Below are 10,350 nucleotides of genomic sequence, written 5' to 3'. Positions count from 1 at the left end.
AGACGCTCAAAAGATCCACAAGCGACGACCAATCTTACAAGAGACGCTCGCTACCGCTACACAACCGAGGTGTGAGGCTTAACTAAAGACGGATGCGCCCGTCATCGGCGTGATCCTCATGGTCGCCATTACCGTGATTCTCGCCGCCGTTATCGGGACGTTCGTCCTCGGTCTCGGCAGTAACGTCGGCAACAACGCGCCGAGTGCGACCTTCAACTGGGACTACGACTCTGGGACGGAGAATCTGACTGTCACGCACCAAGGCGGCGACGCACTCGATAACTCGACCATCAACGTCACGGGAACTCCAGACCCTGACGAGATCACGTATAGCGGCCTCGATGACGACCGCTGGACCGCTGGCGACAGCGCAACGCTGAACTTCACCGGTAACGGCGGTGCTGAGTCGGCACAAGTCATCTGGCAGTCCTCCGGTGGCTCGTCCTCAATCATCGGCGACTGGGAGTACCAGGGCTAACGATGGATCTAAAACAACTCCTTAGCGACGATCGTGGCGTTTCGCCGGTCATCGGCGTGATCCTCATGGTGGCTATCACCGTGATCCTCGCCGCCGTTATCGGGACGTTCGTCCTCGGTCTCGGCAGTAACGTCGGCAACAACGCGCCAAGTGCGACCTTCGACTACGACTACAGCGGAACGTTCAATGATTCCAACAACAATGCTGCGGTCGCTATCACGCACCAAGGTGGTGACGCGATCGAACATGACACCATCCACGTCAACATCGGCTCGGACCGCATCAACACCTCCACGGATAACGCCGGAAGTGGTTACACATTCGCTACCAACGACTGGAACACTAGCCAGATTACGGCTGGCGATCGTGTGAACATCAGTACTGACGGCAGTGGGATTCCCGCCAATGAGGACGTGCAGGTCGTCTGGCAGTCCTCCGGTGGCTCCTCCTCGATCATCAGCTCCTCAACGACCCCCAACAACTAACCACAATGGACCTGAAACAACTCCTTAGCGACGATCGTGGTGTCTCGCCTGTCATCGGTGTGATCCTGATGGTGGCGATTACCGTGATCCTCGCCGCCGTCATCGGGACGTTCGTCCTCGGTCTCGGTAGTAACGTCGGTAACAACGCGCCGAGCGCGACGTTCGGCTATGAGTACGATAACTTCAGCGACGACAATTCGGTGAACACTATTACGATCACAGATCAGGGTGGTGACTCTATCGACAGTAGTACGATCACCGTCTCGGTCGGGTCGGATTCGGTCAACGCGACTGACGGTGAGGGTGAATTTAGCAGTAACTCGACGTATAGCGTTAATAGTACGGACTGGAACAGCAGCCAAATCCAAGCTGGTGACAGTATCACGATCGAAGGCAACAAGACTGCTCCCGGCGGAGGAATTGATGTGCAGGTCGTCTGGCAGTCCTCGGGTGGTTCGTCGTCGATTATCAGTAAGTCGACGACGCCGCAGTAACTGAGTCTTCGCGGACTGACCTTCTTCGTTTTCTCGGCGGCGCGCGGTCGAAATCTGTTACGAGTTAGACCGATTCTAGCACGTGTTGCGCCTCTATCGAGGCGCAATGTCGCGTAATAACCTCGACCTCATCGATCTCGTCGGGATGGCGCTGGTGGGCGTTTTCGGCCCGATGAGTCTCGACGCATGGACGGTACAGCTGAAACTCTTCGGTGGCTTCGACTTCACGACGATCATCTGGTCCGGTTCGGGGGCGCAGGTGTCGTATGCGACGGTACTGGCGCTGATCGGCGTCGGGTGGATCGTGGTGGCGAACTTCTGGGCGGGCGACTGGGATATCGACGACATGGAGACGTACCATGTCGCCGCGATCGTCCTTGCCCTCGGGATTATCCCGGTGTACGCGATCGTGCCGGCGGTGCAGAACGTCCTTGCGGATTACGGCTCGCTCACGCTCGTCGTCGCGCTCGTACAGGCTGGGTTTGGGCCGCTCCTCAGTTGGGAGGGCTAACCGATGCAGGCACTCGTCGCGTGCACGGCGGCCGGTCACGGTTCGAGCATTGAGGGGGTGCTCCCCGCGCTCGTCGTCGCCGCCGTCGCGCTCTTCGCGGTCGTTTCGCTCGCCGACCACTACCGGGGTGGTGGGTCGTGACACTCGCCGGTCGCGCGCTCAGCTATGGTGGCGTCGCGCTCCCCGTGGCCGCACTCGGCACCCACGTACAGGGCGGGCTCCCTGCGGGTGCGACCGCGGCCGTCGCGCTGCTCGGGGTCATGATGTTGCTCGCTCGTGCGCATCTTGGGGGCTTCTTGCCGTCGCCGGGCCGTCGTGCTCGGCGGATCGGCGCGCCTCTCCTGGCCGTCGTACTCGTCGCGTCGATCGCTCTCTCGGGTGCGGGACCGTCGCCGGTGGATAACGCGGCGGCGGTCACCGGCTCCGGGACGTGTTCGTTCGCCTCGATCCTCCACTTCTTCGGCGTCGCAGACGATTGCGTCGTCGGTAGTACCACCACGGAGGTGCAGCAGGTGAAAAACGCTGAGGACAATCAGACCGCTCTCCAAATCTACAACGCTGCGGCCGCCCAGCAGGCCAGCAGCAAGCAACTCCTCGCCTCAACGGCGAACTACGCGAACAATTCGCGGAACGTCGCGTGGTCCAAGGCCGAAATAGCGTACTACCAGGCGCTCGAAAATGGCTCCGTGCAGTCTGTCGCGGTCCAGCGGGGCCAAGATGCGATTCGGGACCATTACTCGAAACGTCAAATATCGCTTGTGAAGAGTCTGAGAATCCAATATCACGCCCTCAAATCCCTCCATGATCGGGCATCGAACGAGTCTGGAGTCTCTGAAATCTTTGATTTCAAGCCCTACGCTCCGGTTGATGGATTCACTTCGGAGGGTCACAGCTCGTGGTCCAAGACGACGACCGTCAACTCCATGCTCGTCAATTCGAGTACGATTGAGACGCCTGCCTGGTACGGGGAGTCGTCTTACAATACTGGCGACGGCGTATCAACCGCTGATCGGACGATTGCGATTGGAGGCAGCCGTCCCGATAAGGATTGGGCGTGGTCGAAGCAGCCATTTGAGCGCATCGTTGCGACATCTCCACCGAACACGAGTCTCGACGCGGCAACGGTCCTCGATATGTCCGAGTATCAGAATCGCTGGCAACAGTACGAGGATCTCTCCGCGGAGCTGAAAACCGAGTTCTCGACGTACGCGAACAACACCTACCCCGCCGTCGAGAGTGGCCGAATCAACGCCTCCGAGGTCGTTTCGCGCGAAACCCGGATGTTCCAACTCGGCACGCAGGCCAGCGAGTCCGGCTCGCTCTACGACTCCGTGGCCGCTCTCTCCATGATGGGCCTCGCTACTCCGAACCTGAACGGCACGGGGACGATGACAGTTAACTACCAGAATCGACAGTATCACGGCCTCCTCCTCGCTCCCGACGTGCCTAACGGATCGTGGACGGCCGGCACCTCGTATAACGCGACCGCGCCCCCGCTGAACGGGTCCGCGATCCTCGCCACTACCACCGGCGAGACGGTTCCCCTGGACTCCGGGACCTTTCGACTCGCGTCGATCTCCTCACAGAACGGCGAGTCCATGGAGTCGGTGAACGCGACCCGCTCACAGTACCAGACCACCAACGTCACCAAGCTCGTCGAGCAGCTGAACGAAACCCAGCAGCTCATCGAAGACGTCGAGGCCAGACAGGCCGCCGGCGGCGGTGGCGGCTCTGGTGGTGCCGGCGGTGGCGGGGGTTCCTCGCCGGTGATCGTCGCCGGACTGGGCGTGCTGGCGCTCGGGCTCGTCATCTACCTGAAAAACCGGAGCAACTAGCGCGATGCTGTACTTCGCTTGGAAGGTCGTGCTGCGGCCGATCCTCCCCTACCTCCTCGCGTTTGCCGGGCTCGTTGCGGTGGCGACCGCGCTCGGCGACGTGACTGGGTGGTGGGATATGCACGCGATCCTGCTGGATGCGCTCATCCAGACGCTCCGCGGCGTGATCGACACGATCGCGCACACGATCCGGGGGGTCATCGACGGGATCCTCGATGCGATCGCGGCCCGACTCAATCCGCTCTAAGCCGTTCCGTGGTCGGTACTGTGGGGGTTCGACTCCCCCGGCGGCTCCTATGAAGCGCCTCCTACTCGTCGCGCTCGCCCTCTCCACCCTCGCTATCGGCGTGGGTGGGGCGGCGGCCGCGAACAACACAACGGCGACGACGGCGGCCAGCGGGCCAGCCGTGGCGACCGGCGGCCATCCCGTCGCTGTCGATGGTGTTCTCTCCGTCACCGGATGGACCTACCAGGATGGCCGGCTGAACGTCACGCTCCAAGCCTCTCAGTACAAGAGCGCGACGCTCTCGGCGTCTGCGGAGTCAACTGGCCGGGTCGCCCACGCCGCGTATCGGCAACTCACCCTCCAACGCGGCGAAACTCGAACCGTCTCCCTCCCCGCGGATCGGATCGACGGGCAGGCGTCGGTGTCGGTGACGACCGGCGCGTGCATCGCGTCGGGGTCGTGTCCGACGCTCTACTCGAACGATAACACGGGGCCGTGGCTTACGGGTGGTTCGCTCGTCGGGTGGCTCGGTGGGGCTGGCGGGGCGGTGCTCGTCTTCTTCGCCGTCGGCTGGTGGGTGATGAACCGCGGGACGGACGCGCCGGAGGTGGCCTAACGATGCGTCCGACCTTCGATGGCTGGCGGGATCGGCTCACGTTCCTCGGCGTCGAAAGCCCGATTCTCGGCGGGCTCATCTTCCTCGCCGGCCTACTCGGGCTCGCCGGCACGATCTGGTTGTTCACCGCGGGCGGGTGGGACGTCCCGGCGTGGGGCTGGTCGCTTCTTGGTGGCTTCGCCGTCCTCACGCCGATCCTCGTGCCGAGTGCGTTCGGCCTCGCGCGGTGGCTTCGGCGTCGCAATCAAGTTGTCGTCTATCTCTGTAACGCCGAGAACCACGCGACGAACGCGGGGAAGGCCCAAGAGAAGTATTACGTCCCACCCGAAATCTGGTCGGAGAAGACAATCGGGGAGTGGGCACCCACACCGCTGAACGGCGGGAGTGCGTGGCAGGTGCGCGAGTTCGACTGGCAGGAGGACGTCGAAACCCTCTATGTCGAGGGCACGCCGCTTCCCGCGGTGAACGATGATCGGATGTTCACGTGGAAGAACTACGTTGAGGACATCTATAACGGCCTGATTGACAAGCAACGCCAGCTTGCTCGCGCCCGCGATCGCACTAACAAAATGGGCGCGGATATCCAGGAAGCCACCGTGCACGCGAGCGCTGAGGCGCGCGAGCGCGGTCAGATGCTCGATGGTGACGCCACCAAGAACGCGTGGGCGTCCGCCGTCGATGACGTCGAAGAGCTCGCCGACCTCGATGACCTCCCCGACATCGACGACTACATCGACGACGTCGCACAGCACGACCCAACCGACACCGACGACACGACTGACACCACAACCGATGAGTGACAACGATACCGGCCCGCAGGACCTCTACACGCCCGCCCAACAGCGCGAACACCTCGATGCGTACGGCATCCGTGATCCGCTCGCCCATCCGAACGCGGGCATCGTACAGGACCCACTCGTCAATCGCTTCCTCGGCGTCCTCAGCAATAGTTACGACCCGACGGCCAGCGATCGGCCGGGCGACCTCCCCGGGCGCGCCGAAGACCTCGATGAAGTGGAGCGTATCAGTGCCGTCTCCGCCGCTGAACGCCACCGCGAAGCCCTCGCCGATGGCGACATGCAGACACTCAAGCACCTCACCGGCCAGCAGGATCAACGCGCCGACGTCTCCGGGATCAAGGCGATCGGGAAGATTGACGACCTCGTCACCGGTCCCGCGCCCGTCATCTGCGTTATCGGCGAAATGGGGGCTGGAAAGAGTGACTTCGCCGGCCTCCTCGGCCAGCGCTGGGTGCATCACCATCCCGGAACGATGGTCGCCAGCAACATCCGAACGCTTCAGGAGAAAACGCCGTGGCCCGTCGAGGACGACGATGGGAACGAACTCCCGCCGAGCGAACGCGAACACGACGGATGGATCCCGAACTATCCGACGCTCATGGACTGGGTGAAACACGAAGGCAACCCACTCGAAACCGACCAGACGCCGAAGCTCTTCATCGGCGACGAGTTCTCCAGTGCCGCCAGCGGCACCGGCAAGGAGGGCCATCAAGTCCGGCAGAAAATGGGCCCGCTTGTCTTCAAAATCAGGAAGTACGGCGGCTGTCTCATCTACATCGGTCACGACGAGAGTTCCCTGCATCCGATGCTCTGGCGCGTCGGCACCATCGTGAAGAAAACATCACAGAAGACCGCCGTCATCGCAGACCGCGTCTCTAACGGCCAGCTACGCGGGAAACAGGGGACGATTGAGGGAATCCCACCGACCGACTGGCGGATGGAGACCGAGGAAGCGTCTGAATGGTCGTGGACGCGGCCGTCCGGCGACGACGAAGAGGCCGAGGGCATCGCGGAAATCGACGTGAAGAAGACTGCGATGTGGACGATGGTCGCCTGCCGCGAGCAGGGAATGAGTCCTTACGAAACTCAGGAATTCGTACCGTACAGCCGCACTACCGTCAAATCATGGCTTGAAGAGTATGACGACGGTGGTGAGCGGGTCGACTGGGTTGCAGATGTGGAGGCTGTAATCCCGTGATGGCGTGGGGTTCGAAAGTGTGCAAGCGGAACCAACCCCCCTTTACTATGGGGTCCTCGCCCGTCTCTCGTCGCTCTAGCGAGCGACGCGAGCCACGACCCCGGCGCGACGATGGCCGGCCCGGCTTATATATAAGACGCGCGCGACGCGAGCGCGTGGCTTTTGAGGCAACAGAATAGCGATGGGCTCGAAAAAATCGAAGCGCGCGAATCGATATGGGACGCTCGCCGAGAAACAGATGGCCGAGAAGTGGCACCTCACACGCGACGGCGTTCACACCTACTGGCGCGACGCCGTCGCTCGCGACGGGACGCCATGGGAGTTGAAGGCGGCGGTCGTCGAAACGGCGAGCGGCCGCCCCGGTCGCTTCCGCGTCCGCGAGCACGCCCACGCCCAGCTCGTCGAGCACGACGGCCGGTATGGCTTCGCCGTCTACCGTCGCGTGGGCCGCGGCATCCGCATTCTCCGGTACCGAGCGCTTCCCGCCGATCAACTGCCTGTCTCGGCGTGGTACGGTGCGTCCGCTGGCGGTGACGATCACGACCACACGAAGATCGCGCTCGGCGACGTTTTCGAGTAGTCCTACGTAGCCGTCTCGATCACTTTACCGAGGAGCGTGGGACCACATCGACGGTCGCACGCGACGGTCGTTTAAGACAGATAGCGGCGAACTCGGTTTTCTGACACTCATATCGGCCCTAACTATCCACCGTCTGGTAGGAACAGCGGACAGGATGGGGCTCGAAAAATTTTCGCGCGCCCCGCGGGGCGGGGCTGGTTGCGGACCTCTCGCGCCGGCTGGCGCGAGAGGTAGGCGGTGTATTATAGGATTTTGCCCTTAGGCACACGGCTAACGGGAAAGCGGCCAGCGGCCGGCCGCTTTCCCGCTGGGGGTCGGCGCGCTTGCGCGCCGGCACCAGGAGTTCAGCGACGACGATCGCGGTCGCTCCCCCTCGAAAAGGCGCGAAAATAGCCGGAAAACGGACCGCAGGATAGTGTTGCCACTCAGTCGTCGGGCGGTCAGCCGACGCGTCCCTGTGCGAACATCCGGGACCACTCGTCCCAGTCGACGTCGTCGGCGTCGCGTTGGCTGTCTGCGTTCCGCGCTTCCTCGACGCGCCGGGCGCGGGGCGCGAGCTTGTCGACGGCGAGCGCGACGTCGTTCACCTCTTTCGGGGTGCCGTCTCCGAGGCGGTACGTCACGGTGAGGTGGCGGAGTGGGTCGTCGTGGGTCTCTTCCCACGCGAGCTTCAGTTTTCGGAGCATCTCGCGTTCTTCGTTCGCGTCCATGGGCTGGTACTGTATCTCCACGATCGTCTCGTGGTCGTACTCGCCGGGGCGGACGCTGGCGTTGTACTGGCGTCGCCAGCGCTTCCACGGGCCGCTGGCGCGTCCGCTGGCGGCGTCCGCGACTTCCATCGTCGCGGACTCCACGGTCTTCCGAAAGTTCGCTTCGGCGGCCTGCACGCGCTGTAGGAGTTCCTGCTGGACGTGCTTCGAGGTGAGTTCGAGACTCCCGTACGTGTGGTCGATCAACGCCTCAAGTCGGTCGACGACGCGCCGGACCGTCCGGTACGAGTAGCCGGTCTCTTCGGCGGCTTCGGTGGGTGAGACCTCGCCGCCGTCGGCTAAGAGGTGGTCGACGATCGCGCGGTCGCTCTCTTGCATCTCGCCCCAGAGGCGGGTGACGGCGGCCGTCTGGTCGTCTTTCACCTCGGGAAGCGGGTCCTCGCGGAGACGAAGCGACCGTGAGACGCTCTTGTCGGCGTTGAAATACGCATCACTCATCCAGTGGTCGCCGGCCCGGATCGACAGGCCCGCCCACTCGATCATGTTGAAGAGCGTTTCATCGAGTTCGCGGTAGAGGTCATCAAGGTCGTACTCGTCGGGGTGATCCCATCGGACCGTCCGATCGGTGAGGCTCGTGCGGTACGACACCTCGAATTTGGGATGCCAGCCGAACTCACCGGGGTCGTAGGCGTCGGGGTCGTTCATGTAGTAGTGCTTCGCCCGGAAGCCAACCCGGTGGCCGCGGAACATGTCCCCCGCTCGCTCGTCGGTAACTTCAGCGAGCACCATATCACCGGGGCGCTCACGGTGATCCTCGGTATGCTTTCGGTATCCGCTCCGGTCGGAGACGAGGACTTGGTGGCACCGGGCGATCGGGCCGTTGGCGGCGTAGAGCGGGCCGCTCTTCGAGCGTCGTGGACGCACGTAGAGTGCGAGGTCGTTGATGTGGCTGATCGGATGGGGGTCCTGTAGGTAGCGCTGGTCGACGTCGAAGGCGGAGAACACCAGTCGGGCGAGGTCGAGATACTTCTCGGGGGCGATGTTGCTGGCCTGAGTACGGACGGAGACGTAGGGGCCGCCGAGGTCGGGAACGCTGGTGTCCTCGACACCCGGGAGAGACTCTAAGCCCGGCCAACGTGGTCGGACGGTGATCGTTCCGCCTCGGACGCGTTGGCTTTGATCGGCGCGTTCGCCGTCATACGTGTCGTCTTTCGCAACGAAGTAGAGGTGGAACTCGCGCACCTGTTCGAGGTCGAAGTCGGGGGGTGCGCTGTCGGGGTCGAGCTTCCCGACGTGGTAGTCGAAGGCGAGCGTCCACTGGTCGCCGTCGAAGGTGATCGTCTCGGTAGGCTTGCCGTCGTTGCGCCAGTCGTGGTCGCGGTAGACGGACTCTAAGGCGTAGTGGAGGCCGAGGCCGTAGTCGTCGCGGTGGGTCGCGCCGAAGTGCCACGTCGCGTCGAACTCGTGTGGTTGCGGGCGGACCGTCTCGACGACCGTCACGCGGATCCCTCCGTTTCGTGGCCGAAGGTGGTGCGGGCGTGGTCGTCGGACTTCTCGACAGAGAGGTTCGTGGGTCGATTGTCGTACTTGATGCCGCTCTTGTGGTGAACGTGGTATGCGCCGTCGGAGAAGATGCGTGCGGGGTCCGCGCCGGTGGCGATGGCGAGGAGCTGGTGGACGTAGACGTAGCGCTCGCGTTTCTCGACGGGATCCCATGCACGCCAGCGCTCGTAGCCGTCCGTCCGGGTTTCGAGGCGGGCGGCGGTCACGGTGACCACCCTGCGTTTCGGACGGCGGCCTGCACTGCGGGTTTCGCGCTCGGGGCGTAGATCGCGGTGCGGATCACGCCGTCGCGGACGGGCATCACGACGCGGGTCGTCGGGTCGTACCGGGCTCGCTCACCGCGGAGCCATGGGCCGTCCGAGATGTCGTAGCCCTGCTGCCACGCGTCTTCGATCCGTGGTGTAAGATCGATGCGTTCCGCCCGCTTCAGGAACTTCTCGCGAGCGTGTTCGGACACCGAGACGGTGACGCTCACAGCGCGTCACCCCACAGGCCGCGACATGAGGCGCACAGCGGCACGCGTTCGGCGTCCGTTCGGTCGGGTAGGTAGACACGCCGAACGTCGTGCTCGTCGCCGTCCGCGCCGCACACCTCGCACGCGTCGCCCTTCGGTGCGCGCTCCGCGAGCGACATCCAGTAGCCTTCTCGCTGTGCCTGCGGGCCGAGTTGTGACGCGCGGACGAACTCGCCCCGACTGCTCCCCTCGTCAGCTACGAAAATCGGGGGATGGCGTCGCCCCGCAACGGGGAGCCCGTTCAACTCACCTTTTCGAGCTTCCCGCGTGAAACAGAAATCGGTCGGGAGAAGGGGCTTTCCCGTCCGTTTACTGCGTTTCCACTTCTGCGTGGAATCGA

The 10,350-nt window shown here is 63.4% G+C and carries 15 protein-coding genes; 11 read left to right on the top strand and 4 right to left on the bottom strand.

What is annotated here, in order from left to right; genetic code table 11:
* Positions 1–103: 103 nt before the first annotated feature.
* The 11 genes from J2754_RS03705 to J2754_RS03655 all read left to right on the top strand — a co-directional run bounded on the left by J2754_RS03705 (position 104) and on the right by J2754_RS03655 (position 7,223).
* Entirely contained in the window at positions 104–478 is a 375-nt protein-coding gene (locus J2754_RS03705; RefSeq protein WP_342590103.1) for a type IV pilin domain-containing protein, read from the top strand.
* 2 nt (positions 479–480) lie between these two features.
* A complete protein-coding gene (locus J2754_RS03700; RefSeq protein ID WP_211086712.1) occupies positions 481–963 on the top strand; it encodes a type IV pilin domain-containing protein in 483 nt (160 codons plus the stop codon).
* Positions 964–968: 5 nt separating this feature from the next.
* Positions 969–1,457, top strand: a complete 489-nt coding sequence (locus J2754_RS03695; protein ID WP_211086711.1) for a type IV pilin domain-containing protein — start codon at positions 969–971, stop codon at positions 1,455–1,457.
* A 106-nt stretch (positions 1,458–1,563) separates the two neighbouring features.
* Positions 1,564–1,968, top strand: a complete 405-nt coding sequence (locus tag J2754_RS03690; protein WP_211086710.1) for a DUF8023 family protein — start codon at positions 1,564–1,566, stop codon at positions 1,966–1,968.
* Between the two features lie 3 nt (positions 1,969–1,971).
* The gene (locus J2754_RS03685; RefSeq protein ID WP_211086709.1) at positions 1,972–2,109 is read left to right on the top strand and encodes a hypothetical protein; all 138 of its coding nucleotides are present in this window, start codon (positions 1,972–1,974) and stop codon (positions 2,107–2,109) included.
* Positions 2,106–3,803 carry an Env/VP5 family phage fusion protein gene (locus tag J2754_RS03680; protein ID WP_211086708.1) on the top strand — a complete coding sequence of 566 codons (1,698 nt, stop codon included), beginning with the start codon at positions 2,106–2,108 and terminating at the stop codon, positions 3,801–3,803. Before J2754_RS03685 ends, J2754_RS03680 begins: the two co-directional genes overlap by 4 nt.
* A 4-nt stretch (positions 3,804–3,807) precedes the next feature.
* Positions 3,808–4,050 (top strand): hypothetical protein, encoded by a 243-nt coding sequence (locus tag J2754_RS03675; protein ID WP_211086707.1) that lies wholly within the window; start codon positions 3,808–3,810, stop codon positions 4,048–4,050.
* A 49-nt stretch (positions 4,051–4,099) separates the two neighbouring features.
* Positions 4,100–4,645, top strand: a complete 546-nt coding sequence (locus J2754_RS03670; protein WP_211086706.1) for a DUF8063 family protein — start codon at positions 4,100–4,102, stop codon at positions 4,643–4,645.
* A gap of 2 nt (positions 4,646–4,647) precedes the next feature.
* Entirely contained in the window at positions 4,648–5,445 is a 798-nt protein-coding gene (locus J2754_RS03665; RefSeq protein WP_211086705.1) for a hypothetical protein, read from the top strand.
* Positions 5,438–6,643, top strand: coding sequence for a hypothetical protein (locus tag J2754_RS03660; protein ID WP_245332867.1), 1,206 nt, complete (start codon positions 5,438–5,440; stop codon positions 6,641–6,643). Before J2754_RS03665 ends, J2754_RS03660 begins: the two co-directional genes overlap by 8 nt.
* 181 nt (positions 6,644–6,824) lie before the next feature.
* Complete coding sequence (locus tag J2754_RS03655) at positions 6,825–7,223, top strand: PD-(D/E)XK family putative nuclease (protein ID WP_211086704.1); 399 nt, start codon at positions 6,825–6,827, stop codon at positions 7,221–7,223.
* 440 nt (positions 7,224–7,663) lie between these two features.
* On the opposite strand, the gene J2754_RS03650 is transcribed toward J2754_RS03655, so the two are convergent.
* The 4 genes from J2754_RS03650 to J2754_RS03635 are packed head-to-tail and all read right to left on the bottom strand — an operon-like array spanning position 7,664 to position 10,129.
* Positions 7,664–9,433, bottom strand: a complete 1,770-nt coding sequence (locus J2754_RS03650; RefSeq protein ID WP_211086703.1) for a helix-turn-helix transcriptional regulator — start codon at positions 9,431–9,433, stop codon at positions 7,664–7,666.
* Positions 9,430–9,702 (bottom strand): hypothetical protein, encoded by a 273-nt coding sequence (locus J2754_RS03645; RefSeq protein WP_211086702.1) that lies wholly within the window; start codon positions 9,700–9,702, stop codon positions 9,430–9,432. Before J2754_RS03645 ends, J2754_RS03650 begins: the two co-directional genes overlap by 4 nt.
* The gene (locus J2754_RS03640) at positions 9,699–9,971 is read right to left on the bottom strand and encodes a hypothetical protein (RefSeq protein WP_211086701.1); all 273 of its coding nucleotides are present in this window, start codon (positions 9,969–9,971) and stop codon (positions 9,699–9,701) included. The genes J2754_RS03645 and J2754_RS03640 overlap by 4 nt, the downstream gene beginning before the upstream one ends.
* Positions 9,968–10,129 (bottom strand): hypothetical protein, encoded by a 162-nt coding sequence (locus J2754_RS03635; RefSeq protein ID WP_211086700.1) that lies wholly within the window; start codon positions 10,127–10,129, stop codon positions 9,968–9,970. Before J2754_RS03635 ends, J2754_RS03640 begins: the two co-directional genes overlap by 4 nt.
* Between the last annotated feature and the right edge of the window lie 221 nt (positions 10,130–10,350).

The sequence above is a fragment of the Halarchaeum nitratireducens genome (assembly GCF_017874695.1).
GTDB lineage: Archaea > Halobacteriota > Halobacteria > Halobacteriales > Halobacteriaceae > Halarchaeum > Halarchaeum nitratireducens.
This window is presented reverse-complemented; position numbering and strand designations above follow the sequence as displayed.

Excerpts from the sequence above, each read along its gene's own strand:
- J2754_RS03670 (WP_211086706.1), top strand. The coding sequence starts at position 4,100 with ATGAAGCGCCTCCTACTCGTCGCGCTCGCCCTCTCCACCCTCGCTATC.
- J2754_RS03655 (WP_211086704.1), top strand. The coding sequence starts at position 6,825 with ATGGGCTCGAAAAAATCGAAGCGCGCGAATCGATATGGGACGCTCGCC.
- J2754_RS03690 (WP_211086710.1), top strand. The coding sequence starts at position 1,564 with ATGTCGCGTAATAACCTCGACCTCATCGATCTCGTCGGGATGGCGCTG.
- J2754_RS03635 (WP_211086700.1), bottom strand. The coding sequence starts at position 10,129 with ATGTCGCTCGCGGAGCGCGCACCGAAGGGCGACGCGTGCGAGGTGTGC.
- J2754_RS03695 (WP_211086711.1), top strand. The coding sequence starts at position 969 with ATGGACCTGAAACAACTCCTTAGCGACGATCGTGGTGTCTCGCCTGTC.
- J2754_RS03660 (WP_245332867.1), top strand. The coding sequence starts at position 5,438 with ATGAGTGACAACGATACCGGCCCGCAGGACCTCTACACGCCCGCCCAA.
- J2754_RS03685 (WP_211086709.1), top strand. The coding sequence starts at position 1,972 with ATGCAGGCACTCGTCGCGTGCACGGCGGCCGGTCACGGTTCGAGCATT.
- J2754_RS03700 (WP_211086712.1), top strand. The coding sequence starts at position 481 with ATGGATCTAAAACAACTCCTTAGCGACGATCGTGGCGTTTCGCCGGTC.
- J2754_RS03675 (WP_211086707.1), top strand. The coding sequence starts at position 3,808 with ATGCTGTACTTCGCTTGGAAGGTCGTGCTGCGGCCGATCCTCCCCTAC.
- J2754_RS03665 (WP_211086705.1), top strand. The coding sequence starts at position 4,648 with ATGCGTCCGACCTTCGATGGCTGGCGGGATCGGCTCACGTTCCTCGGC.